23 protein-coding genes and 1 pseudogene are annotated in these 24,503 nt (G+C 68.7%); 12 read left to right on the forward strand and 12 right to left on the reverse strand.

Features of this window, described 5'->3' with window-relative positions:
- Nucleotides 1-524 precede the first annotated feature (524 nt).
- From J7E87_RS01250 to J7E87_RS01260, 3 genes are all read right to left on the reverse strand, one after another.
- The gene (locus tag J7E87_RS01250) at nucleotides 525-1,217 is read right to left on the reverse strand and encodes a TetR/AcrR family transcriptional regulator (protein ID WP_215089043.1); all 693 of its coding nucleotides are present in this window, start codon (nucleotides 1,215-1,217) and stop codon (nucleotides 525-527) included.
- A gap of 339 nt (nucleotides 1,218-1,556) precedes the next feature.
- Nucleotides 1,557-2,183, reverse strand: a complete 627-nt coding sequence (locus J7E87_RS01255) for an HAD family phosphatase (protein WP_308312802.1) — start codon at nucleotides 2,181-2,183, stop codon at nucleotides 1,557-1,559.
- 110 nt (nucleotides 2,184-2,293) lie between these two features.
- Nucleotides 2,294-3,502, reverse strand: coding sequence for an acetyl-CoA C-acyltransferase (locus tag J7E87_RS01260; RefSeq protein WP_215089045.1), 1,209 nt, complete (start codon nucleotides 3,500-3,502; stop codon nucleotides 2,294-2,296).
- Nucleotides 3,503-3,887: 385 nt separating this feature from the next.
- Here J7E87_RS01260 and J7E87_RS01265 point away from each other — a divergent pair, with 385 nt between their 5' ends.
- Nucleotides 3,888-4,769, forward strand: a complete 882-nt coding sequence (locus J7E87_RS01265) for an alpha/beta hydrolase (RefSeq protein ID WP_308312803.1) — start codon at nucleotides 3,888-3,890, stop codon at nucleotides 4,767-4,769.
- A gap of 4 nt (nucleotides 4,770-4,773) precedes the next feature.
- On the forward strand, nucleotides 4,774-5,592 hold the full coding sequence (locus J7E87_RS01270; protein WP_215089047.1) for a hypothetical protein: 819 nt from the start codon (nucleotides 4,774-4,776) through the stop codon (nucleotides 5,590-5,592).
- A gap of 184 nt (nucleotides 5,593-5,776) precedes the next feature.
- Here J7E87_RS01270 and J7E87_RS01275 read toward each other — a convergent pair whose 3' ends face one another.
- The gene (locus J7E87_RS01275; RefSeq protein ID WP_215089048.1) at nucleotides 5,777-6,265 is read right to left on the reverse strand and encodes an ATP-binding protein; all 489 of its coding nucleotides are present in this window, start codon (nucleotides 6,263-6,265) and stop codon (nucleotides 5,777-5,779) included.
- Between the two features lie 110 nt (nucleotides 6,266-6,375).
- On the opposite strand from J7E87_RS01275, the gene J7E87_RS01280 reads away from it, so the two are divergent.
- The 5 genes from J7E87_RS01280 (at nucleotide 6,376) to J7E87_RS36365 (ending at nucleotide 12,507) form a co-directional block, all read left to right on the forward strand.
- A complete protein-coding gene (locus tag J7E87_RS01280; protein ID WP_215089049.1) occupies nucleotides 6,376-7,056 on the forward strand; it encodes a TetR/AcrR family transcriptional regulator in 681 nt (226 codons plus the stop codon).
- A 601-nt stretch (nucleotides 7,057-7,657) separates the two neighbouring features.
- Complete coding sequence (locus J7E87_RS01285) at nucleotides 7,658-9,070, forward strand: family 2B encapsulin nanocompartment shell protein (protein ID WP_215089050.1); 1,413 nt, start codon at nucleotides 7,658-7,660, stop codon at nucleotides 9,068-9,070.
- A 105-nt stretch (nucleotides 9,071-9,175) separates the two neighbouring features.
- Nucleotides 9,176-10,486, forward strand: a complete 1,311-nt coding sequence (locus J7E87_RS01290) for a family 2 encapsulin nanocompartment cargo protein terpene cyclase (protein WP_215089051.1) — start codon at nucleotides 9,176-9,178, stop codon at nucleotides 10,484-10,486.
- 16 nt (nucleotides 10,487-10,502) lie between these two features.
- The gene (locus J7E87_RS01295) at nucleotides 10,503-11,384 is read left to right on the forward strand and encodes a geranyl diphosphate 2-C-methyltransferase (protein WP_215089218.1); all 882 of its coding nucleotides are present in this window, start codon (nucleotides 10,503-10,505) and stop codon (nucleotides 11,382-11,384) included.
- A gap of 442 nt (nucleotides 11,385-11,826) precedes the next feature.
- Nucleotides 11,827-12,507, forward strand: coding sequence for a transposase family protein (locus J7E87_RS36365; RefSeq protein WP_215089052.1), 681 nt, complete (start codon nucleotides 11,827-11,829; stop codon nucleotides 12,505-12,507).
- Here the strand turns inward: J7E87_RS36365 and J7E87_RS01305 are convergent.
- From J7E87_RS01305 to J7E87_RS01315, 3 genes are read right to left on the reverse strand one after another with little or no spacing between them, the layout of a single operon-like run.
- A complete protein-coding gene (locus J7E87_RS01305) occupies nucleotides 12,422-13,723 on the reverse strand; it encodes an MFS transporter (protein WP_215089053.1) in 1,302 nt (433 codons plus the stop codon). The genes J7E87_RS36365 and J7E87_RS01305 overlap by 86 nt on opposite strands.
- 7 nt (nucleotides 13,724-13,730) lie before the next feature.
- Nucleotides 13,731-14,195 (reverse strand): ArsI/CadI family heavy metal resistance metalloenzyme, encoded by a 465-nt coding sequence (locus J7E87_RS01310; protein WP_215089054.1) that lies wholly within the window; start codon nucleotides 14,193-14,195, stop codon nucleotides 13,731-13,733.
- A gap of 33 nt (nucleotides 14,196-14,228) precedes the next feature.
- Entirely contained in the window at nucleotides 14,229-15,602 is a 1,374-nt protein-coding gene (locus J7E87_RS01315) for an NAD(P)-binding domain-containing protein (RefSeq protein ID WP_215089055.1), read from the reverse strand.
- A 378-nt stretch (nucleotides 15,603-15,980) separates the two neighbouring features.
- Here J7E87_RS01315 and J7E87_RS01320 point away from each other — a divergent pair.
- From J7E87_RS01320 to J7E87_RS01335, 4 genes and pseudogenes are all read left to right on the forward strand, one after another.
- Nucleotides 15,981-16,106, forward strand: a pseudogene (locus J7E87_RS01320) (FAD-dependent oxidoreductase); the annotation flags it as partial.
- 49 nt (nucleotides 16,107-16,155) lie between these two features.
- Nucleotides 16,156-16,527, forward strand: coding sequence for a helix-turn-helix transcriptional regulator (locus J7E87_RS01325; protein ID WP_215089056.1), 372 nt, complete (start codon nucleotides 16,156-16,158; stop codon nucleotides 16,525-16,527).
- Nucleotides 16,528-16,548: 21 nt separating this feature from the next.
- On the forward strand, nucleotides 16,549-17,064 hold the full coding sequence (locus J7E87_RS01330) for an N-acetyltransferase family protein (protein ID WP_374195118.1): 516 nt from the start codon (nucleotides 16,549-16,551) through the stop codon (nucleotides 17,062-17,064).
- 176 nt (nucleotides 17,065-17,240) lie between these two features.
- Nucleotides 17,241-17,996, forward strand: coding sequence for a transposase family protein (locus tag J7E87_RS01335; RefSeq protein WP_215089057.1), 756 nt, complete (start codon nucleotides 17,241-17,243; stop codon nucleotides 17,994-17,996).
- A 195-nt stretch (nucleotides 17,997-18,191) separates the two neighbouring features.
- Here the strand turns inward: J7E87_RS01335 and J7E87_RS34700 are convergent, their stop codons facing one another.
- Complete coding sequence (locus tag J7E87_RS34700; protein ID WP_251016810.1) at nucleotides 18,192-18,980, reverse strand: recombinase family protein; 789 nt, start codon at nucleotides 18,978-18,980, stop codon at nucleotides 18,192-18,194.
- Nucleotides 18,981-19,064: 84 nt separating this feature from the next.
- Complete coding sequence (locus J7E87_RS01345) at nucleotides 19,065-19,487, reverse strand: secondary thiamine-phosphate synthase enzyme YjbQ (protein ID WP_215089058.1); 423 nt, start codon at nucleotides 19,485-19,487, stop codon at nucleotides 19,065-19,067.
- A 461-nt stretch (nucleotides 19,488-19,948) separates the two neighbouring features.
- Between J7E87_RS01345 and J7E87_RS01350 the strand changes: the two genes are divergently transcribed.
- The gene (locus tag J7E87_RS01350) at nucleotides 19,949-21,061 is read left to right on the forward strand and encodes an NAD(P)-binding domain-containing protein (protein ID WP_215089059.1); all 1,113 of its coding nucleotides are present in this window, start codon (nucleotides 19,949-19,951) and stop codon (nucleotides 21,059-21,061) included.
- Here the strand turns inward: J7E87_RS01350 and mltG are convergent.
- From mltG to J7E87_RS01365, 3 genes are all read right to left on the reverse strand, one after another.
- Nucleotides 21,038-21,883 carry an endolytic transglycosylase MltG gene (mltG, locus tag J7E87_RS01355; RefSeq protein WP_215089060.1) on the reverse strand — a complete coding sequence of 282 codons (846 nt, stop codon included), beginning with the start codon at nucleotides 21,881-21,883 and terminating at the stop codon, nucleotides 21,038-21,040. The genes J7E87_RS01350 and mltG overlap by 24 nt on opposite strands.
- A 61-nt stretch (nucleotides 21,884-21,944) precedes the next feature.
- On the reverse strand, nucleotides 21,945-22,538 hold the full coding sequence (locus tag J7E87_RS01360; protein WP_215089061.1) for a hypothetical protein: 594 nt from the start codon (nucleotides 22,536-22,538) through the stop codon (nucleotides 21,945-21,947).
- A 57-nt stretch (nucleotides 22,539-22,595) separates the two neighbouring features.
- Nucleotides 22,596-24,407, reverse strand: a complete 1,812-nt coding sequence (locus J7E87_RS01365) for an ABC transporter ATP-binding protein (protein ID WP_215089062.1) — start codon at nucleotides 24,405-24,407, stop codon at nucleotides 22,596-22,598.
- Nucleotides 24,408-24,503: the final 96 nt, after the last annotated feature.

A 24,503-nucleotide genomic window follows, 5' to 3' on the forward strand; every position in this document is an offset into this window, starting at 1 on the left:
CTCTCCATGGCGGGGCGTGCGGTGCCGGGCCACGACCCCCGAGATGAGGTGACCGTGGTCTCCACCCTGTATAATTGAATCCGACGTCAAGTTCAACTATCTGGAGCGCATCACCACGCGGAGCAGGCAGCCTCACCCCACTGGAGTGCGGACAAAGAATTCAAGGCGGGCATCGCTGCCCTTCGCCTGTCCCAGGGGTAGGAGCAGCTCACCGAACACGGCCCGGCCGGCGGCCGTGTCGTCGCAACTGCTGACGTTCGACGGCTGCGCAGCCTCGACGACGGGTACGGCCAGGTGCCGTTCCCCGCCCCTGACCTGTCGGCTTACCCATCCGTCTGCGCGCGCCGTCACATCCGTGGAGGAGAGGGGAAGGAGAGCGGAACCCGGCGGCACCCAGGGTGTGGTGAGTGAGGTGGCCGAGCGTGGAGGCTCACGCAACCTGATCCGTCGCCGCTGCGGGCGCCGGAGTCCAGGATCGTCGAACGGGAGACGGCGGCTCCGCCCCGGCCGGCGCTATTGCCGGATCAGCGGTGGCCGGGGAACCGCAGGGCGTTCGCCCAGAGCCGGGTGACCGTGGAGACGAGCTCCTCGAAGTCCACCGGCGTACCTTCCTCTTGTTCTTCGCCGCGCACGAAGGCGCTGTAGGCCATGACGCTGACCATGCCCGACAGCGCACGGGAGGCCATCATCGGATCGACCTGACGGTCTGCGACACCCCGCGCCTGCAGGTCGGCGATGCCGCGGGCGTTGCGGTGGATGAACGCATCCGCGCGCCGGCTTCGGAACCTACGGAACTCCGGCTCCACTTGTGCGACCTGCTCAAGCAGTGCCATCAGCCTCGCGTTCCGTTTATATGCCTCGAGATACGCGCGATTGCTCGCCTCGAGTACCGCATACGGATCGTCGGTACCCTGCACCCGGCCCATGCCCGGGTGCATCATGTCCTCCTGCGCCTCCAGCAAGACGGCGGCAAGCACCTCTTCCTTGCCGGCGAAGTAGGTGTAGAAGGATCCCGCCGCGCATTGGGCCTCTTTGGCGATGTCGGCCAGGCGGGAGTCGAGGTAGCCGTCCCGCTCGAACACCTTCCGCGCGGCCTTCACCAAAGCGGCGCGTGTCCGCGCTCCGCGCTTTGTCGTCGGCAGCTCGCGAAGTGACGAGAGGGGCGCCATCGGCGGTGCCTTCTCGCTGTAATTCTCCTCGGGCGCAGTGGTATCCATCGCCGAAAGGGTACTTGAATCCGACGCCAGAGTCATGAACTGGACAGGTGCGCGCGGCGCTCGCGGACGGACCCGGAGCGGTCCCCGGAGGCGACGCCGCTCAGGCCAAGTCGCCGGTACTCGCTGACAGCGGCACTCAGTTGTGTGGTGCGCTTGCGGCGCACACCGTCATATGCGCTGAAACCGACCCTTCGCCTCCGCGTACTCACCTGCGAGACGCTCGACGACCGCTGCCGCGGGAAGTACGGCCTCGACCGCCCCGACGCCCTGCCCGGCGCCCCAGATAGCCCGCCTCGCCTACCTTGATGTCCTGGTTGCCGAGTCCATGCGGTCGATCGGTCAGGCGCTGATCCTGAAGCCTTCGGCGAGTTGGCGGCGGGTGTCGGCGGCACCGGTGTGAAGCACACCCCCGATTCCGATCCGCGCCGCTCCGTCGAGGTTCTGCCGCAGATCGTCGATCATGACTGCCTCCTCGGGGGAGACGCCGAGTCGTTCACATGCGATCGCGTAAATCCGCCGGGAAGGCTTGCGGATCCCGACCTCGGCGGAGATGACGACCGCGTCGGCCACAGCGGCGAGGTCGACGCCATCGTAGGTTCCGGTCCCGAAAGAATTGGATACCAGCGCAACGGGATACCCGGCGGCGCGAAGATCACCGAGCAGGGCGAGCATGTCCTGGTCGATCGACATTCCGGCTTGCATCCGAGCCGTGAGCCCCTCGGCGGGTACGTCGGCGCCGTGGGCACGGAGACGTTCGGCGAATCCTCGTTCGAAGGCTCCGGCGTCGATACGGCCGCACTCATGGTCGGCCAGGAGGATGCGCGATGGCTGGTCCCGGCTGAGGAGGTCCAGCGGCAGGCGCGGGTCGCCGCCGAGTGAGGCGCCGAAGTCGGTGAACGCCCGCAACACACTGGAGGTGATGACCCCGCCGAAGTCCACGAGGACCGCGGTTCGGGCCTTTTCCACCACGCTCGACACAGTATCCACACCCTCTCTCGCGGCCGGCTTCCCACCGCCGCTGCGACCGCGGCCGGCTTCCCACCGGCCGTTGCGAGGCAGCGATGGTCCGCCGATTCTCATGAGGACTGAGCGACCTCGAACAGCCCGGCTGCGCCCATTCCGCCGCCGACACACATCGAGATCACTACATATCGGACGCCACGGCGCTTGCCCTCGATCAGGGCGTGCCCCACCAGGCGGGCACCGGTCATTCCGTACGGATGGCCGACCGAGATTCCGCCGCCATTGACGTTGAACCGCTTCGGGTCGATGTTCAGTTCGTCACGGCAGTACAGCGCCTGGGAAGCGAACGCCTCGTTGACTTCCCACAGACCGATGTCGTCGATGGTGAGGTCGTGCTGCTTCAGCAGTTTCGGAATGGCGAACACCGGACCGATCCCCATCTCGTCCGGCCCGCAACCGGCAACGGCCATACCCCGGTATACGCCCAGCGGCTCAAGTCCGCGGCGCTCGGCTTCCTTCGACTCCATCAACACCGACGCCGAAGCCCCGTCCGACAATTGCGAGGAGTTGCCCGCCGTCACGCTGGAATGCGCGGTCACCTGACCGTCCGGCAGCACCGGCGCCAACCCGGCCAGGCCCTCGAGTGTGGTCGACGCGCGGTTGCCCTCGTCCCGGGTGAGGGTCACGGCCTCGTCCCGCACCTCCCCGGACTGCTTGTCCAGGATCTTCTTGACGCTGTCGAGCGCGACGATCTCCTGGTCGAACCGCCCGGCCGCTTGCGCCGCCGCAGTGCGCTGCTGTGACACCAGCGCGAACTCGTCCTGTCGTTCCCGGCTCACGGCGTAGCGTTCGGCGACGATCTCCGCCGTCTGCAACATCGGCATGTAGATACTCGGCTTGTGCTCGACCAGCCAGGGATCCGTCATGCGGTGGGTGTTCATGTGCTCGTTCTGCACCAGGGAAATCGACTCGACACCGCCGCCGACAGCGACCTGCATGCCGTCGCCGACGATCTGCTTGGCGGCCGTCGCAATCGCCATCAGGCCGGACGAGCACTGCCGGTCGATCGTCATCCCCGACACAGAGTCCGGAAGTCCGGCACGGAGAGCGGCCTGGCGGGCGACGTTGCCACCGGATGACCCCTGCTGCATGGCGCAGCCGAAAATCACATCCTCGACCTCGCCTCCCTCGAGCCCGGCGCGCTGCACCGCGTGCGAGAGGGCATGGGCGGCAAGTTCCTGCGCCTGGGTGTCATTGAACGCGCCGCGGTACGCCTTCCCGGTCGGCGTCCGTGCCGTCGAAACGATGACTGCTTCCCTCATGTCGCCTCACTACTTCCTGTCGGTCCGGTTCGTCTGGGCACTTCAGGGCTGGAATCCCGAGCTCCGTGAGCCGGAGTCGATACCGGTTGGGGCTCGATGCCGGCTGGCCGGGCTCGATGCCGGTAGGCGGAGCCGAACGCCGACCGGGGCGCTGTGAGCAGTTAGTGACCGTCCCTCCGTCACCGATGACGTGCGCCACGGCCGCAGGGTGACGGGAGCCGGCCTCGCGATCTTTTATAGTTGAATTCGATGTCAAGTTCAACAGATCAGATCTCAGGGATGGCGGCACGCGGCTGTCGTTGCGGGAAGTGCGCGTGTTCTCGACCTTGACAATCCTCTTCCGCAGCTTAAGGCTGACCGACCAGTCGGTATGAAAGGGCGGATCGTGACCGAGCTGAGCATCTCCACCGCTGCGGGCGTGTTCGACGCGACCGTGGCGGGTCCGCCCGAGGGCCGCCCGGTGCTGATGCTCCACGGCTTCCCGCAGACGCGGCTGGTGTGGCAACGGCAGATCGCGGATTCCGCCGCGCACGGCTACCGGGTGGTGGCACCCGACCAGCGCGGGTACTCTCCCGGGGCCCGCCCCGAGCGGCCTGCGGACTACCGCATGAACGTCCTGGTCGACGATGTGGTCGCGATCACGGAGGAACTGGGCTGGGGGTCGTTCGACCTGGTCGGCCACGACTGGGGAGGCGCGGTGGCGTGGTGGACCGCCGATGCCCACCCCGACCGCGTGCGTACCCTGACGGTGGTCTCGACCCCGCACCCCGGCGCTCTGGCCACCACCCTGCGTACCGACAAGGACCAGCGCGAACGATCGCAGTACATGATCGCCTGGCGTGAAACGCCCGCGACCGAAGAGCGCATGCTGGCAGGCGATGCCGAGGCGCTTCGCGCCGCTTACACCGGAAAGGTCCCGCAGGCCAGTGCTGAGGCCTACGTGCGTCACCTCTCCCAGCCGGGTGCTCTCACCGCGGCGTTGAACTGGTACCGGGCCGGCCGCCCCGACGGCGCGATCGGCGTCATCGAGGTGCCCACGCTGTATGTCTGGAGCACGCAGGACAGCGCGTTCGGCCCGGCGGCCGCGCGTGAGACCGGGCAGTGGGTCAACGGGCCGTACCGGTTCGAGACCCTCCAGGGCGTCAGCCACTGGGTCCCCGAGGAGGCGCCCGAAACGCTGAGCCGCCTGCTGCTCGAACATCTGCGGGCGCACGGCGAGTCCGGAACCACAGCGAATACCCCCTCTGTCGACTCTCAGAAGAGGTGACCCCATGCAGACAGCCCGAACAGCCTGGCGCCGACTCGAGCCCGTACACGGCATGATCTACTTCGCCCCCGAGGGAAGGCGACGGTACGCGGACCTCGGACTGAGCGGACGGGCCGGGTACTTCGCCTCCCGGAGCGCCGCCTTCGGCCGGGCATCCGCTGAGCTGGTCATCTCGACCTTCTACAACTTCAACCCCGGTCTCGTACGGAAAGCAGTCGACGGGGTCTGGGACGCGGTGACGCCGCAGCAGGTGCTGGACGCGCGGCACGCCGCCGCATGCGAGGCCCTGCGACGAGCCGGCATCCACGAACTCCCTGCTTTCGACGAGGTCCTGGCGCTGACCTGCAGGGCCGCCGACGCGGCCTGCGAACACGCGCAGGGCCGCCCGCTGTTCGCCGCGCATGCCGCGCTGCCCTGGCCGGAAGAACCGGTCCTGCAGCTGTGGCACGCTCAGACGCTGCTCCGGGAGTTCCGTGGAGACGGCCATGTCGCGTGCTTGCTGAGCGAGGGCGTGGGGGGCTTGGAGGCCCTGGTTCTGCACGCTGCCACCGGTGAGGTTCCCGTCGACTTCCTCAAGGTAAGCCGCGCGTGGCCCGAGGAGGAGTGGGCCAACACCGAGGAGCGCCTGCGCACGCGAGGTCTCCTCGACGGCGACTCCCTGAGCCCGGAAGGCGTACGCCTGCGCCAGCACATCGAGGACCGCACCGACCGCCTGGCCCTTCCCGCCTACGCTGCCCTGGGTGACGCCGACTGCGAACGTCTCGCCGAACTCGCGAGCCCCTTCGGCCGCGCCGTCGTCGAAGCCGGGCTCCTCAACGGCTGACCTCCACCCTTCACGCCCCTCCCCATCGCGCTTGATCTGCTCGAACCGGGCGGCAATGGCCTCGGAGAGGGCCTTGGCCGCTCCCGCGGTTCGTCTTCTTCAGCTGACCAATCGGAAGCTGTACCGCCCCACTCGCCGGGAGATCCGCAACCCAGCGCGGCTCGATACGCGCGAGGGCGCCCCGTCAGTGCCACCCTCCACCGAGGGAATCCGTCGCTTCCGGAAGTTCGAACCAGACTTCCTTGCCCCAGGGTGTGGGATCGGCACCCCATTTGCTCGCCATCAGGTCAACCAAATGCAGGCCGCGGCCGAATTCGTCGGTGGTCCGCGCCGAACGGAGCTGCGGCAGTTCCCGGCTGCCGTCTCGGATCTGGCAACAGATGACCTCGCGGCGTACCACGGTGAGGCGGACGGGACCGTACGCGTGAAGCAGCGCATTGCCGACCAGTTCGCTGACCAGGAGTTCGGCCGTGTCCGCAAGATGGTCCAGGCCCCAGTCGGCCAGGGTGCTGCACACCGCTCTGCGGGCCTGACCACAGGCGTCCGGAGCCCGCGGAAGCCGCCAGGGGCCGGCGACGGTCAGCTCCCGGTCGGGGGCGAAGCCCAGGGACGGGGCAGGGACGGGGCGCGTTGCGGCGGTCGCGGCGGGCTGTACGAGGTGAGTGTGGTGCATGAAAGCCTCCACAAGGCCCTGGCCGGTTCTCCAGTCAGGAGTCGATCACAACCGCATTTACTCTGGAGTAAAATCGTAATCCGGGTTTACCCGGAAGTAAAGTGGTGGACATGGCTGATCACTCGCCCGAGGCCGGCTCCGCGCCACAGCGTCCAGCGGGCCGTCGCCGCCACCCTGCGGCACGCCCGACCGACGACGACATGCTGGACGCGGCCTCCGCGGTCTTCAGCGAGGCCGGATTCCACGCGGCGACAATGGACGTCCTCGCCGCACGTGCGAGATCCACCAAACCCACGCTGTACGCACACTTCGGCAGCAAGGAGGACCTGTTCGGCAAATGCGCCGACCTCGCAGCCGACACCTTGGCGAGTGCGCTCTTCGAGGCCTACGCAGCAGCCGCCGACCTCCCGCTCGAACAGCAGGTGCGCGCGGGCGTGGCCTCGTTCTTCGATTACGCGGACGTCCATCCGGGGAGATTCCGGCTGCTCTTCGGCGCGCACGCGACGGGGTCGGCGGCCGAGGCCAGGCAACGGCTGATGTCGGCCGCCACCCGGGAGATCACGCGCCGGATTCGGTACTTCACCAAGCGCCACGGCCGTGGCGCCTGGGGGACCAGTGCGGAGCTCTGCGCCTCCTTCGTCGTCGGCTTGGTCGTCGAGGGCGCGCGGTACACGCTGGTCGCCGACTCGCTGGATCCGGCATCGGCCGCCGAGTTCACGACCCAGTTCGCCGTGGCGGCGCTCAGACACATCGACCCGCACCTCGCCGACGCGCTCGACGCACGCGAGTGAGCAAAGCGCGCCGGGGAGACGGTCCGGGGGCGGCGCTGCCACCCCGTGTTGTTGCGTCGACCAACTACTTGGTATGTACGGCCCGGTGCCGGTCGACTCAGGTCCGCGCCCGCCACCTGGTCGTGGCGAGGTTGAGCCGACTCCAGACGCTGACCGAGACGTTGAGTACGGAGCTGTCGCCATTGCCCGACTGGGTCCTGTCGCGTTTCTAACCTCGTGCCGTGAGGTCGGTCGTGACACATGCGGACGGTGGCGGCAGCGGGCGGTCGCCCGTCCGGCCCGATAGCCCGCGACGTCCTTGGTGTTCGGCACTTCTGCCGCCCCTCGACTCGTCGGTCCCGCACCCCTGAGCCACACCGGCCGCTCGCCGGGACGCGCCGCCAATCGCGGCCGAATCCCTTCGATACCCGGACAAACATCGAGCGGACGCGATCATCGCATCGAGTTAATGTCGGCAACTTCCCTTGGTCCAGAGGGCGAAGCGGCCATTAGTGTTCCTCTGGATCTGGACGGATTCCCGTTCACATACCACTTTTTCCTCCTTTTGCCCGGTGGCGTCCACATACGCGCGTCACCGCCCTGACCAAGGAGAGCTTGACCGATGACTGTTGACTCGAGCCCGGAAGCGCGACAGGAGCTGCCCCGGCAATCCAGCCTGGGCACGGCGGCTGCCCGCAACCTCGCCACCACGACCAAGTCCGCCCCGCAGATGCAGGAGATCACCTCTCGCTGGCTGCTGCGGATGCTCCCCTGGGTGGAGACCCAGGGTGGCGCCTACCGGGTGAACCGTCGCCTGACCTACACCGTAGGCGACGGGAGCGTGGAGTTCGTCCAGGAGGGCGCCGACGTCCGGGTGATCCCCCGTGAGCTCGGTGAACTCGCTCTGCTGCGCGGCTTCGACGACGTGGAGGTGCTGACTGCCATCGCCGATCGGTGCGTCCAACGCGATTTCCGGATCGGCGAGACACTGGTCGAGCGCGGGACGCCCGCGGACAAGCTCCACCTGATCGCCCACGGCCGCATCAGCCAGACCTCCGTCGGCAGTTACGGCGACGAGGTCGCTCTGGACGTACTCGCCGATGGCGACCGGTTCGGAGAGAACGCCCTGCTGGACGAGGACGCCCGGTGGGAGCACACCGCCTCCGCCGAGACCTCGGGCACGCTGCTCACCCTGTCACGCGCCGACTTCGCGGCCGTGCTGTCCACAGCGCCGAGCCTCCGAGACCACCTCGAAGAGTTCTCATCGCTTTCCCGCCAGCGGCAGAACCATCGCGGCGAGGCGGAGATCGCCATGTCGGCCGGCCACATCGGCGAGCACGAGTTGCCCGGCGCGTTCGTCGACTACGAACTGAAACCGCGCGAGTACGAACTCTCGGTTGCCCAGACCATTCTGCGGATCCACACGAGGGTCGCCGACCTCTACAACGGGCCGATGAACCAGACCAAGGAGCAGCTCAGGCTCACCATCGAGGCGCTGCGCGAGCGCCAGGAGCACGAGCTGATCAACAACCGGGAGTTCGGCCTGCTCCACAACGCCGACTTCAAGCAGCGCATCCAGACACACTCCGGCCCGCCGACCCCGGACGACATGGACGAACTCCTCTGTCGACGCCGCGGCTCCAAGTTCTTCCTCGCGCACCCCCGGACGATCGCGGCGATCGGGCGTGAGTTCAACTCGCGTGGGATCTATCCGGACCACGTCGACCTCGGCGGACAGCAGGTCCCGGCCTGGCGGGGGGTCCCGATCCTCCCCTGCAACAAGATCCCCGTCACACAGGAAAAGACCAGCTCGATCCTCGTCATGCGTACCGGCGAGGAGAACCAGGGCGTCATCGGTCTGCACCAGACCGGACTGCCGAACGAGTACGAACCGGGTCTGTCGGTCCGCTTCATGGGCCTCGACGAGAAGGCAATCACGTCCTACCTCGTCAGTACCTACTACTCCGCCGCCATCCTCGTGCCGGACGCGGTCGGCGTGCTGGAAAACGTGCAGATCGCCCGCTGGCCCAAGTAGCGGACCCCGCCCGAGAGGCTTGGTGCGACACCCCGGACCCTCCGGGTCAGTCGCGCATGCCCGCAGGGCTTCGGGACAGCCGCCCACCCCACCAAGGAGCCATGGATGCCCGCGCCTGAGCTGCCACCGCCACAGTCGAGCCTGCCAGAGGCCGCTTCCCACTTCGGGGCGCACGTACTCGCTGCCGCAGCGGCCCGCGCCTGCGATATCAAGGCCGTCACCGGCAGCCCACCCTGCGCGCCTTCCTTGCCCGCCCCGCCTGCGATTTCCGCGCCCGCCCCGCCTCCCCTTGACCCCCAGGCAGCCGAGGTGCCGGCATCGAGCGCCGACCTGGAACGGATCCTGCGTGGCCCGAGCGGCCTGGGCACGGCGGGCCTGCGCCTGATCCTGCGGGAGGAGCCGCCGACGCCTTCGGACCCGTCGGCAGATACGGCGGAAGGCATGCCGGTCCCGGGCCTTTACTACCACCCGGTCCCCGAGCCCGACCCGATGCGGGTCGAGGAGGTCAGCCGAAGGATCAAGTCCTGGGCATTGGACGAGGTCGCCCTGTATCCCGAGGACTGGGAGGAGGAGTTCGACGGCTTCTCCGTGGGCCGCTACATGGTCGGCTGTCATCCGGACGCGCCCACCGTCGACCACCTGATGCTCGCAACACGCTTGATGGTGGCCGAGAACGCGGTGGATGACTGCTACTGCGAGGACCACGGGGGCTCACCCATCGGCCTCGGCGAACGCCTTCTGCTGGCGCACACCGCCCTCGACCCCCTGCACACCACGGAGGAGTACCAGCCGCAATGGGCGAAGTCGCTCCATGCGGACGCCCCTCGGCGCGCCTACCGATCCGCCATGCAGTACTTCGTCCGAGCGGCCAGCCCCTCCCAGGCGGACCGGCTCCGGCACGACATGGCCCGGCTGCACATGGGGTACCTCGCCGAAGCAGCCTGGGCCCAGCTGGACCACGTCCCGGAGGTGTGGGAGTACCTGGCGATGCGCCAGTTCAACAACTTCCGCCCCTGCCCAACCATCACCGACACCGTCGGCGGCTACGAACTGCCGGCGGACCTGCATGCCCAGGCCGCCATGCAAAAGGTCATCGCTCTCGCGGGGAACGCGACGACCATCGTGAACGACCTGTACTCGTACACCAAGGAACTCGACGCTCCCGGCCAGCACCTGAACCTGCCCGTCGTGATCGCCCAACGTGAGGGCCTCTCCGACCGGGACGCCTATGTGAAGTCGGTCGAGGTCCACAACGACCTCATGCACGACTTCGAGACAGAAGCCTCGGCTCTGGCCACCGCCTGCCCCGCCCCGAATGTGCAGCGCTTCCTGCGGGGCGTGGCCGCATGGGTCGACGGCAACCACTACTGGCACCAGTCCAACACCTATCGCTACAGCCTGCCCGACTTCTGGTAAGAGAATGGACGCATCTGTGACCAACACCGAACTCACCGCCACCTCCACCCGCCTGCGCATCCCCCGCCCGGCGACGCCCTACCAGGGGGACATCGCCCGCTACTGGGACGGGGAGGCCAGGCCCGTGAACCTGCGTCTCGGCGATGTCGACGGCCTCTACCACCACCACTACGGCATCGGTGAAGTCGACCACGCCGCACTCGGCGACACCGAGGACAGCGCGAGTGAGAAGAAGCTGATCGCCGAGCTCCACCGACTGGAGTCGGCGCAGGCCGAGTTCCTCCTGGGGCACCTCGGCGACATCGGGCGTGACGACACCCTGGTGGACGCCGGCTGTGGCCGCGGCGGCTCAATGGTGATGGCGCACCAGCGCTTCGGATGCAAGGTCGAAGGTGTCACGCTGTCGGCCAAGCAAGCCGACTTCGCCAACGGTCGCGCCCGCGAACTCCGCTTCCAGGACCACGTCCGTGCCCGCGTCTGCAACATGCTCGCCACGCCTTTCGAGACCGCGTCGGCTGCGGCCTCATGGAACAACGAGTCGAGCATGTACGTCGACCTGCACGACCTCTTCGCCGAACACTCCCGCATCCTCGCGGTCGGCGGTCGCTACGTGACCATCACCGGCTGCTGGAACCCGCGGTACGGCCAGCCCTCGAAGTGGGTCTCGCAGATCAACGCGCACTTCGAGTGCAACATCCACTCGCGCCGAGAATACCTGCGCGCCATGGCCGACAATCGCCTCGTGCCACAGGCCGTCGTCGACCTCACCCCCGACACCCTGCCCTACTGGGAGCTGCGGGCCACGTCTTCGCTGGTCACGGGAATTGAGGACGCGTTTATCAACTCCTACAAGGACGGGTCCTTCCAGTACCTCCTCATCGCAGCCGACCGCGTCTGACCTCCTGCTGACCGGATGGGCCCGCCCCGACGGAAACGGGCCCTCTCCATAACCATGCGGCGTCGAAGGTGGGCGCATTGCAAATGGGGGCCATTTGCGGACCAGGCACAGGAAACCTGGTCCAGCATCCGACATTTGGGCTGTCAGGCGTAGGGCGGCGCGTGTGCCACCCAGCAGACGAAGAACCTGCTGGCAGCCTTCGTAGCCCATGCGGCAGCTTCGCACGCTGTTCAGTTGGTGCGGCCGGACTTTCGCTCTGCAGTCCCACCGAAGCGACTCACTGGCCGAAGAAGCTCAACCGGACCTGACGGCTGGGATTATCCCTGTTCGTATCCGCCAACCTCCGCAAAGACAACCCGCAGCATAGCCAGGGGTCTCCAGGCCCAGTCCTGGTGGGCGGCTCAGTACAGCAGTACGTGGGAACCGGTGGTGAGGTTGTGATATGCGGGCTGCTGTACCGACCCGAACGAGCTGCTGGCGCAGCAGGGGCGGAGCCGGCGGGCTGGCGCCTGCCGTAGGCTGCCACCCGCTGTCCCTCGGTTCTACAGGCCCGGCACACGAGGGCATCGAGGTCCTCGCTCCGCTCGCGCCCACCCTGCCCGAGGCAATCGCGGCCTCGGGCGCAGAGCGCCGCCTGCTGCTGGACGGCACCCTGATCCCGACCTGGCGCTGCGCCGGCCTGGCCACGCAAGCCAGCCCCAACCCGCTCTACAGCGGCAAGCACCACGACCATGGCGCAAATGTCCAGGCTCTGACCACCACCAGCGGCGAACTGCTCTTTCTCGGCGCCGCGCACCCGGGATCGACCCACGACCTGACGGCTGCCCGCGCCGACGAACCTCCGCGCAGCGGATTTCCCTTCCGACGCGTAGAGGCTCCGTCCCCGGTGCTGGGGCGGAGCCTCGTGGCCGCTTCCGCAGGCCATCGCTTTTGCGGAAAGCATAGCGGTGCCGGGGTTCAACAGTCCGTGATCAAGCCTGCTGGCGCTGGCGTTTGGGCCGGTCGGGCCGGTCCTCAGCTCAATACCATGCATCCGGTCACTGATTATCCGGACATCTCTCATCTTGAGCAGGCTGCTGACGACGTCGTCGTGCTGGCGAAACCTGCGCGCTGTAACCGATAGCGCCCTGGGCGGGATACCTCGAAGCGATAGCCAGAAATGCCGCCAGGACGGACATGATTGCCAGCGCGAGGAAGAGGCCGCCGTAGCCGCCCAGCGATCCAGCCAGGGCAGCACCAGTCCAGGGAGCGATGGCTGCTGCCACGGCGGCCGGAGCCGAGAGGAGTCCGGACAGGCGGCCGTAGTGGGCCGTGCCCCAGCGGTCCGTGACCGCGGTGGCGTGGAGGAGGGTGAGGTTGCCGCGTACGACTCCGGCGAGGACGGCGAGCAGGATCAGCAAAGGGATCGGGCCGGGCACGAGGGCGAGCGCGGCCGTGGTGGCTCCGCCGGCGGCGATGAGGATCGTGGTGCGGGTGGTGACGCCGGTACTGCGGGCAAGGGTGGCGTAGAGCATGCGGCCCAGTGTCTGGCCCGCTCCGCCGAGTCCCAGTGCCCAGGCAGCAGTTGTTGGGTCGGCGCCGCGTTCGGTGAGCAGCGGGACCAGGCCGAAGACCACCGCGTACATGGCGAAGCCGGAGCAGGTGAAGGCCAGCGTGAGCAGCAGGAAGGGGCGGCTGCGGGCGATCTGCGTGCGGCTGGCCGCGGGCGCCGTCGGTGGGGCGGGAGGCCAGGGGGCGCGCAGGGCCAGGGCGTGGGCCGGGATGGTGACGACGGCGAGGATGACGGCGAGTACGACATAGGTGGTGCGCCAGTTGAGGTGGTCGGCGAGCGTTGCCGTGAGGGGCGCGAAGACGGTGCTGGCGAGGCCGCCGGCGAGGGTGACGATCGTCAGGGCGCGGACGCGGTCGGGGCCCCACCAACGCGTGAGGGCGGCGAAGGCGGGCTGGTAGAAGGTGGCGGCCATGGCGATGCCCGCCACGAGCCAGGCGGCCGTGAACACGTAGAGGTTGGGGGCCATGGCGATGGCCAGCATGGCAGCGACCGCGAGCACGGAGCCGGTGATCATGACGGCGCGGGGACCTCGGCGGTCGAGGATGCGGCCGACTGGTATCCCAGCGAGAGCTGAGACGAGCAGGGCGGCGGAGAACGCGGCGGTAGCGGCGCTTGTGGACCAGCCGGTATCTGCGGTCAGGTGCGGAAGCAGGACGGGGAAGGCGTAGTAGACGATGCCCCAGCTGGTGATCTGGGTGGCGCACAGGGCGGGAAGCGCGGCGCGAGGCCGCGACCGGTCCCCTGTTCCGGTCGCGGCCCCGCTGGTGCTGCTGTGAAGGTCGGTCATCGTCAGGTCAGCAGCAGCCACTGGCGGCGACCGCCTCGCCCGCGCCCGTGTCGGCTAGCGCGGTGCTGGTGCAGCAGGTGCTGCCTTCCTGTTTGGCCAGGCTGTCGGCGTCGGCCTTGACGACGTACACCTCCCAGGGTTCCTGGCCGGGGCCGTGGACCCAGACCTTGTCCTGGAGGGCGTAGCAACAGGTGGTGTCGTTCTCTTCGGCGGTGGCCAGGCCCGCCTCGCGCAGTCGTGCGGTGGCGGCGTGGACGGCGTCGGTGGATTCCACCTCGACGCCGAGATGGTCCATGCGGGTTTCCTCGCCCGCTGTGCCTTCGATGAGGACGAGCTTGAGCGGGGGCTCCGTGATGGCGAAGTTGGCGTAACCGTCGCGGAGTTTGGCGGGCTCGGTGCCGAAGAGCTTGGTGTAGAAGGCGATGGACGCGGCGAGGTCGGGGACGCGGAGGGCGAGCTGTATGCGGGACATGACGAACCTCCTGCTGGGTGGATGGATGAGGACTCAGCAGCCGCCGGATGTGGCCGGGGCGCCGATGCCGATCTGGAGGGTGGTGGGGGCCGCGCAGCAGCCGCCGCCCTCTTCGGCCTTGGCGGCGTCGGGCTCGTCGAACAGGCCGGCGCCGCCGCAGACGCCGGTCTCGGGGAGGGTCAACTCGACGCGCTCGGCGGCTTCCTGGTCGCCGGCGAGTGCGGCGGCGATGGAGCGGACCTGCTCGTAACCGGTCATGGCGAGGAACGTCGGGGCACGGCCGTAGGACTTCATGCCGACGAGGTAGACGCCCTGCTCCGGGTGCGAGAGCTCGCCCACGCCGTGGGGGTACACGGTGCCGCAGGAGTGCTGGTTGGGGTCGATGAGCGGGGCGAGTTCCACCGGGGCCTGGAGACGTTCGTCGAGGCCGAGGCGGATCTCGGACAGGAAGGACAGGTCCGGGCGGAATCCGGTCAGCACGATGACCTCGTCGACCGGTTCCAGGCGGCTTCCGTCCTCGGCGACCAGCACCAGGCGTCCGTCCTGGCCGCGCTCGACGGCTTCGGTGCGGAAGCCGGTGACCGCGCTGGCGTGCCCCTGGTCGACAGCGGCCTTCGCGGCCAGGCCCAGGGCGCCGCGGGCCGGGAGCTGGTCGGTTTCGCCGCCGCCGAAGGTGGAGCCGTTGATGCCGCGGCGCAGGATCCACACGGCGTGGGTGCCGGTGCCCTCGTCGGCCTTGGCGAGGTCGGCCAGGTAGGCCAGGGCGGTGAAGGCCGAGGCCCCGGAGCCGATGACCGCGGTGCGCCGTCCGGCGTAGCGGGCGCGGTCGGCGGGATCCTTGAGGTCGGGGACACGGTAGGTGATGCGGTCGGCGGCTGCCCGCTCGCCGAGCGCCGGGAGTCCGCTTGCGCCGGCGGGGCTGGGAGTGGTCCAGGTGCCGGATGCGTCGATGACGGCGCGGGCGAAGAGGCGCTCCTCGCGGCCGTCGGCGTGATCGACGTGGATGACGAAGGGCTGGGTGTCGCGGTCGGCGTCGACGATGCGGTCGCGGCCGGTGCGGGAGACGCCGGTGACGGTGGCGCCGAAGCGCACCTTGTCGCCGAGGACGTCGGCGAGCGGCTGGAGGTACTGCTCGGCCCAGTCGCCGCCGGACGGGTAGGTGGCGGCGTCCGGCTTCACCCAGCCGGTGGGGGCGAGCAGCTTCTCGGCCGCGGGGTCGGTGACCTCGCCCCAGGGGGAGAACAGCCGCACGTGCGACCACTCGCGGACCGCGGCGCCGGCGGCCGGGCCGGTCTCCAGGACCAGGGGCTCGAGGCCGTATTCGATCAGGTGGGCGGCGGCCGCGAGGCCGGCGGGACCGGCCCCGATCACGACAACGGGCAGCTCGGCGGTGGTGCTCTCACTCATCACATGTCTCCGGACTCGTACGAAGGGCAGGGGGCGGTGGTGTGAGCCGGCTTGTTCAGCAGCAGCCGGTACCGGTGGCCACGGCTTCCTGCTTGGCCGACGGGTCGCAGCAGGCCCCGGCTGCCTTCGCGTCCTCGCTGGTGCCGCAACACGGGGATGCCTCGGCCGCCGGAACCGCCCTAGTGGAGGGCTGCGCGGGGGCCGATTCGCAACACGAGGGCGCGGTCTCGGGCGAGTTGGGGGTGGGCTCGGTGGCGGGGGCGACGGGCTCGTTCATGACGACTCCTCGGTGTTTCGATGCCTGTCAATGTCTTGCGCTGCCAGCATGGCACCTGCTTCGATGAACGTCAACATAGACATTCGTCGAATCTAGAGGCGCATCCGGGTTTGGCGTTCGTCGGGCTGGAATGGCAGCGCAGCCTCTCCTCCAACTCGCTGCGCGGCGTCGGCCGCGACGCCGCCCGCGCCGCCCGGCGCCTGGCGGCCCACCTGGGCCGTCGCTGAGCCCGCCGACCCCCTCCCGGAATAGTTCGACGTATGTCAACATAGATGCATGTCGAATACTAAGGTGCTGCCGCTGCTGGAACCCGACGAGGTTGTGGCGCCGTGCTGCCCGCCGCTGACCGAACGCCCGATGTCGGCGGAGGAGGCCGAGACGGCCGCGAAGATGTTCAAGGCGCTCGGCGACCCGGTCCGGCTGCGGCTGTTCTCCGCGATCGCCTCGCACGAGGGCGGCGAGGCATGCGTGTGCGACATCTCCGACGTCGGCGTCTCCCAGCCGACCGTCTCCCACCACCTGAAGAAGCTCAAGGAGGCCGGGCTGCTCACCTCAGAGCGGCGCGGCACCTGGGTCTACTACCGCGTCGAGCCCTCCGTGCTCGCCGCGATGGGCGCGTTGCTCACCACCGCCGCGACCGCGGCCTGACCACACACGGGGATTTCGCAGGTGTCCAGCCACGCAAGCCCGTCGTCCGCGGTCATCGTGCCGCTGACCGCCGAGCACGCCGACCAGGTCCTGGCGATCTACCAGGCCGGCATCGACGAGGGCAACGCCACCTTCGAGACCACCGCACCCAGCTGGGAGGCGTTCGACACCGCGAAACTGCCCAGGCACCGCTTCGCCGCCCTCGACACCAACGGGGCGGTGCTCGGCTGGGTCGCGGCGAGCAGCGTCTCCGACCGCTGCGCGTACGCCAGCGTGGTCGAGCACTCCGTCTACGTCCACCCCGATGGCCGCGGCCGCGGGATCGCCTCCGCCCTGTTGAAGACGCTCATCGAGTGCACCGAGGCGGCGGGAATCTGGACGATTCAGTCCGGGATCTTCCCCGAGAACACAGCCAGCCTCGCCGTGCACGAGCGTGCCGGCTTCCGTGTGATCGGCACTCGCGAGCGCATCGGCCGCCACCACGGTGTCTGGCGCGACGTCGTCCTGGTCGAGCGACGGAGTCCTGTCGTCACATAAGTGCTGTATGGGCCTGGGTGACTGCGGGGATCAGCGGTTCCACAGGCGGGAGCACTGAGCCTTTTTCAACCTGGCTGTGTGGTCGGGGTGTTGGTGGGTTAGGGCTGTACGGAACAGCGAAGCTCCTGGTAGACGGGTTCTCGACCAAGATCACCCGTGTCCGCCAGGAGGTTCGTGTGCTTGTCTACCCGTCGTCGATTGATCTGTCCAGCCACACCCTTCGGTACCTGACGGGGCAGCTCCGGGCTCGGCGGCGGGAGATCGGGACGCGGTGGCGACGCCTGCCGGTCGGGCGTCAGGCCCTGCTCGCCCTGGCCCACCTGCGGTGCGGCGACACATACGCCCAGCTTGCCGCCGGCTTCCGCATCGGCACCGCGACTGCGTACCGCTACATACGCGAGGCCATCGACGTCCTGGCCGCCCTGGCCCCCACCCTGGATGAGGCGATGAAGACCGTGCGGACGAAGGTGTTCGTGATCCTGGACGGCACCCTGCTGCCGATCGACCGGATCGCTGCCGACACCCCCTACTACTCCGGGAAACACAAACGCCACGGCATGAACGTCCAGGTCCTCACCGATCCGTTCGGACGGCTCTTGTGGACCTCACCCGCACTGCCCGGGTCCACCCACGATCTGACCGCCGCCCGCGCTCACGGCATCATCGACGCGCTCGCCAAGGCAGGCGTGAAGTGCTGGGCGGACAAGGCGTACCAGGGCGCCGGCCGACCAGTCCGCGTGCCGTTTCGGGGCCGCCGACTCAAGCGGTGGATGCGCCGGCACAACAGCAGCCACGCCAAGATCCGCTGCCTCGGCGAGCAGGCCATGGCCACCCTCAAGGGCTGGCGCCTGCTCCGCAAGCTCCGCTGCAGCACCAACCGGATCACCGACATCGTGAAAGCCGTCCTCGTCCTTCACCACGCCTCAACATGAGGTTGAAAAAGGCTCACTGCCCGCACAACGCCACTTCCGTAAGCATGTAGTCGCGGTTCGACCGACGCCCCGCCCAGGGCGTCTCGCTGGGTGCAAGAACTCGCTTCAGGGCCTCGTGGGTTGCCCGGTTCCACAAGCCTTCGCAGAGACGTACGGGGTTCCCCTCTTGGTCGATGACGGGTTTGCCCCCGTGCATCAAGTAGCCGAGAGCAGCCTCGGACAGAAGGATGTTCGGATGTTCCGCAAGCTGGTCGGAGACCACGGGCGGCCCCCCGCTGGCTTGCCGTACATGACAGCCAGATGGTCGGCCGGGCACAACTCCCCCTCCCGGTTCAGTCGGGCAGCCTCGCTGCTGGGCGTGACACGCTCTGGGTCGGCAAGGATGCGGCGAGCGATGAGCCGCAGCACGGTAGACGCGTGCGGGTGGAGCTCTACATGGTCGATCTTTCCGCCCATCACGAGTCGCACGTACTGGAACCCGTACGACGGTTTCCCCTTGGGCCGTCCAGCGGCCCGCGTCTTGATGGTGGCGTTACGGTTCCGGCGTTGGATCGCTCGCAGCTCCATCTGCGCGCCCCACGCCTCCATGGTGAAGCGGTTCTCGTCTGTCGGGTCATCCAGGTCCCACGGGCCCTCGTGACCGTACGTGGCGAGCAACTTTCCCTCGTCGCGCATCTTGTAACCGGTGTTCAGGCAATCGACGACGTTGCGGCCGAGGCGGTCCACGGCGGCAGCCACGAGGCCGTCGTACGGTCCCCGCTTATCACGGAGCCACGGGCCCAGCTTGGGCCGTGTCACGGGGTCCGTTGCGCCCGAGACCTCCCAGTCATCGGCCCAGCCGATGATGTGACCCCCGATGGATGCGGCGGCTGAGAGAACGTCCTCCCTCTGACGCTCCGGTGACGACGTGGCCGCCTTCATGCGGGATAGCCGCCGCACGCCGAGCAGGCACTTTCCGCATCCGTCATAGGGTCGTTCGATCATGTCCAGGTCCGTACCGCGCAAGGCTTCTCCGTTTCGAGCACGCAGGTTACGGAGAAATCGCGGCCACCCCCTGGACGATCTTGATCAGCTCAGGAAGCTCAGTCGAACCTGACGGTTGACATTAGAGATGTTGGTGTCGACGAGGCAGACGGACTGCCAGGTGCCGAGCTCCAGCCGGCCGCCGATCACGGGCAGAGTGGCGTGCGGCGGGACGAAGGCCGGCAGGACATGGTCCCTGCCGTGGCCGGGGCTGCCGTGCCGGTGCTGCCAGCGGTCGTCGGCCGGCAGCAGCGTGTGCAGCGTGGCGAGCAGATCGACATCGCTGCCGGCGCCGGTCTCGATGATGGCGATGCCTGCCGTCGCATGCGGGACGAAGACGTTGAGCAGGCCGTCCCTGCCGTCGGAGGTCTCCTGGAGGAACTGCTCGCAGGCGCGGGTCAGATCGGTCACCGTCTCGTCGGAGCCGGTGGAGATGTTCAGGATCCGGGTGGTGAAGGGTCCGGGCATGGGTCCATCGTCTCGTTTCCCCGGCGGAATCGCGCGTCCGGGGACCGAGACGCCTGGACCGATCGGGAACCGGTCCGACATTACCCGCCATGTCGCGTGCGGCTCTGCTCACCACCGGACATCGGCGGAGTCGGCCCACAACTCATCGAGTGCTGACGGTCGTTGGGGCTCGGCTGCTGGGGCGTGTTGTCCGCGCGTGGCCCGACCCGGTACGGCGGTCCGTATGCACATCACCGTTACGGGACGTCGACGGCGGACAGGTGCGGGCGGTGCGCACCGCATGGGGGACGGTGCGCGCCCCGAAAGGTGGTCCGCGCAGCTGCCAGCCGGCGACCCTTTCGAGGGGGCGCCCCTGACGGGCCCGCTGATCTCGGGCACGGCGCACCACGCTACGGCCGAGGCCCGGGCAGCGGGCAGCGGGCAGCGGGAAGATCCATGGCCCCGGCACGGTTGGTAGAAGCGTGAACAACTTCGGGGCGCGAAACGTGGACGTGGTCGTCATCGGCGCCGGACAGGCGGGCCTGTCCGGCGCCTACCATCTGCGGCGCGCCGGTCTGGTCCCGGACCGCGACTTCGTGGTGCTCGACCACGCCCCGCGAGCGGGCGGCGCCTGGCAGTTCCGCTGGCCCTCGCTGACGTACGGCAAGGTGCACGGCATGCACGCGCTGCCGGGTATGGAGCTGGCCGGCGCGGACGACACGCGGCCCTCCTCCGAGGTGATCGGCGCGTACTTCTCCGCGTACGAGGAGCGCTTCGATCTGCGCGTCCACCGTCCCGTCGACGTCTCCGCGGTACGCGAGGGCGAGGGCGGGCGGCTGCTCGTGGAGACCTCGGAGGGAGCCTGGGCGACGCGGGCGCTGATCAATGCGACGGGCACCTGGGACCGCCCGTTCTGGCCGCGCTACCCCGGCCAGGAGACGTTCCGGGGACGGCAGTTGCACACCGTGGACTACCCCGGGCCCGAGGAGTTCGCCGGGCAGCGCGTGGTGGTGGTCGGCGGCGGGGCCTCGGGGACCCAGCATCTGATGGAGATCGCGGAGGTGGCCGCGGACACCACCTGGGTGACGCGGCGGCCGCCCGTCTTCCGCGAGGGCCCGTTCAACGAGGTCGTAGGGCGAGCGGCGGTGGCCATGGTGGAGGAGCGCGTACGCCGCGGACTGCCGCCGCGGAGTGTGGTCTCGGTGACCGGGCTGCCGATCAACGACGCCGTTCGGGGCGCCCGCGAGTCGGGGGTCCTGGACCGGCAGCCGATGTTCGACCGGATCACTCCGACGGGACCGGTCTGGGACGACGGGCGGACCGTGGAGGCGGATGTGATCCTCTGGGCGACCGGTTTCCGCGCGGCGATCGACCACCTCGCGCCACTGAAGCTGCGCGAGCGGGGCGGCGGCATCCAGGTCGATGGCACACGTGCCGTACGGGACGCCCGCATCCATCTCGTCGGATACGGGCCCTCGGCCTCCACGATCGGCGCCAACCGCGCCGGACGAGCCGCGGTCCACGAGGTCATGCGGCTGCTGGAGGGCGAACCGGCGCTGGTACGACGGCAGTCAGCGGCCGCTGCCCCCGCTTGAGCGGTTGGCGTTGAACTGCTCGACGTTGCGCTGGTGCTCCCGATAGCCGGCGGTGAAGCGGGTGTCCCCCGGCGCGACGGTGACGAAGTAGAGCCAGTTCCCGGGCGTCGGATTGATCGTCGCATGCATCGCCTGCTCTCCCGGGTTGTCGATGGGAGTGGGCGGCAGGCCCGGGCGTTCATAGCTGTTGTACGGGCTGTCGATCTTCGTGTCCGCGGCCGTGGTGTCCAGAGTGCTGCGGTTCAGCGCATAGTTCAGGGTCGAGTCCATTTGGAGCGGCATTCCCTTGGCGAGCCGGTTGTAGATGACCCGGGCGACCCTTCCCATGTCCTTGGGTGTGTCGGCCTCGGCCTGCACGATGCTGGCGATGTTCACCGCCTGATAAACCGTCACGCCGCCGCGCTGTGCGCCGCTGCTGATGCGGTCGGCCCCGAAGCGCTGATTGGCCGTGTTGACCATGTAACTGAGCAGGCTCGCCGGCGTGGTCTTGTCGTCGATGGGATACGTGGCGGGGAAGAGGTAGCCCTCGGGGTTGCCCCTGGCGTCGGCCGGCAGCGTCAACTTCGCCGTGCCGACGGCCTTCCGGGTGGTGCCGGGCTGCTCCTCGAGGGCCTTGTCGACGGCCGCGTAGACCTGCGAGGCCCGCCAGCCCTCGGGGATGAGCAGCGATGCCTTCTCCTCCTTGGCCTGCCTCAGCAGCAGCGGCACCAGCACCGCGGTCGCCACGATGACGACGACCGCGCTGACGATCAGGACCAGCCGGCCACGGCGGGTCAGGCGGAACCTGCGCCCGGACTGGGCCGGCGGGGGTTCGTTCATCATGCGCGCACGCTAACCCGGCACATACGCCGATCCCCGCACCCGGCCGGGAGTGACACGGCCCCTACGGCGTGAAGGGCGGCAGGGCCGCGAATTCCGGCACCACCTGGACCGCTTCGGTGAGCGCGTCGAGGGTGCGCCGCACCCTGGTCAGCGGGTGATCCGGGAACTGCGCGTCCCATTGGGCGTGGTCGGCGGCGTGGAATGGCAGTCCGCCCTGCACCTCGGGGGCGTACGGGTGCGGCCGGAAGTAGTTGTCGTGGCCCACTTGCGCCATCACCATGGCCTCGCGCATTCCCGTCATGCCGTGCTCGGGGGCCTGGATCTTCACCACAGCGCTGCAGTTGGCGCGCGGTACGGTGAAGCTGCCGATGAACACCTGGCCGGTGGGCCCTGCTGGCAGCGGGAGTTTGAGTATCTGCTTCAGTGCCGGCAGCTGCCCGAGTGACTTGACCGATGCCTCGATGAGGCCGCCGCCCGCCTCGGCGGTCACGCGAGTGAGCGCGGCGCGCAGCGCGGGACCGTCGTCGAGCGACGCGGGCAGGTCCGGTGGCAGCCCGAAGAAGTGCAGCGACAGTACGTCGCCTTCGTCATTGGCCCATACGTCATGGTCGACGGGTCGGTAGCCAGGCAGTTCCACCCCAAGAAGAGCTCTCATGGGCGGCGATCATGCCGTACCCCAGCGGATGCCGGTCCGTCAGGGTGCGTCGGTCGGTCAGGGTGCGACCGGGGTCAACTGCGCGTCCCTGCGCACCAGAGCGGCATAACGGCCGTCCCGCTCGATCAACTCGTCGTGGCTGCCGCGCTCGGCTATCCGCCCCGCGTCGAGGACCACGATCTGGTCGGCGTCCCTGACGGTGGAGAGCCGGTGGGCGATGGTGATGGTGGTCCTGCCCGCGGAGAGCGCGTCGATCGCCTGTTGCACCGCGTACTCGGTACGTGTGTCGAGGGCGCTGGTCGCCTCGTCGAGGATGAGGACGGGCGGGTCGCGCAGAATCGTCCTGGCAATGGCGAGGCGCTGCTTCTCGCCTCCGGAGAAGCGGTATCCGCGCTCGCCGACCAGGGTGTCGTAGCCATCGGGCAGTGACGCGATGTGGTCATGGATCTGCGCGGCGCGCGCGGCCGCCTCGATCTCCGCCTCGGTGGCGTCCGGCTTGGCGAAGCGCAGATTCTCGGCGACGGAGGCGTGGAAGAGATACGTCTCCTGGGAGACGACTCCCACGGCCCGGGCGAGGGTGTCGAAGTCGAGGTCCTGTACGTCGACTCCGTCGATGGTGACTCTGCCCCGGGTTACGTCGTACAGCCGGGGCACCAGATAGCTGAGCGTGGACTTGCCGGAGCCGGTGGGCCCGACGACGGCGAGGCTGCCGCCCGCGGGCACGGTCATGTCGATGCCGTCGAGGGTCGGCCGGGTCTGCGTGTCGTCGTACGCGAAGTCGACGTGCTCGAACCGCACTTCGCCGCTGATCTTCTCCAGCCGGACCGGCTTTTCGGGCTCGGTGATGTCGACCGGCAGGTCGAGGTACTCGAAGATCCGCTGGAAGAGGGCTAGCGAGGTCTGCATCTGCACTCCGGTGGAGAGCAGGCTCACGGCCGGGCGGAACAGGCCCTGCTGGAGCGAGACGAAGGCGACGAGCGTGCCGATCGATATCTGGGGCCCGCCGGACTGGAGCGCGAAGCCGGCGGCCCAGTAGATCAGGGCGGGCATGGCGGCCATGACGATGCCGATGGTGGACATCCGCCACCGCCCGGCCATGCTGGAGCGCACTTCGAGGTCGACGAGGCGCTCGGACTCCTCGGCGAAGGACTTGGTCAGCGAGTCGGCGCGGCCCATCGTGCGGCCGAGCAGGATGCCGCTGACGGAGAGCGACTCGGTGACGGTGGCCGCCATGGCGGCCATCTGTTTCTGGCGCTGCGTGGTGATCTTCTTGCGCTCGCGGCCGACGCGGCGGCTGATCCAGACGAACAGAGGCAGCAGGAGCAGCGAGACGGCGGTGAGCCGCCAGTCCAGCGCCAGCATCGCGACGACGGTGGCGACCACCGCCGTGAGGTTGGAGACCAGGGAGGTCGCCGTGGAGGTCACCGTCGCCTGCATCCCGCCGATGTCGTTGGCGATGCGCGACTGGACCTCTCCGGTGCGGGTCCTGGTGAAGAATGCGAGCGGCATCCGCTGCAGCTGGGCGTAGACGGCGGTGCGCAGATCGTGCATGACGCGCTGGCCGACGGTGGTGGAGATCAGCGTCTGGAGCACGCCGAAGACACTCGTCATCACCGCTGTGAGAATCATGCCGAGGGCGAGCAGGCTGAGCAGGCCGGTGCGGCCCTGCGGGATCGCGGTGTCGAGGATCTCGCGCAGCATGAAGGGGGAGGCGACCGAGACGAGCGAGGCGGCGCCCACAAGCAGGCCGACCACCGCGAGGCGGCCTCGGTAGGGATGGAAGAGCCACAGGATCCGCCGCACCTCGGCGGGCGGCTGCTCCCGATCACGTGGCGGTGGTGTCCAGCTGGACTCGGTATGGAGGCGCATGGGCTCCTTCGACAAGGGTTCGACGGTGTGGGACAGCCAAGATTTTGGGAGCATAGCTCATTGTTACCTAACTTCACAATGAGTCTGATCCTGATA

Source organism: Streptomyces sp. ISL-1 (genome assembly GCF_018614585.1).
Lineage (GTDB): Bacteria > Actinomycetota > Actinomycetes > Streptomycetales > Streptomycetaceae > Streptomyces > Streptomyces maoxianensis.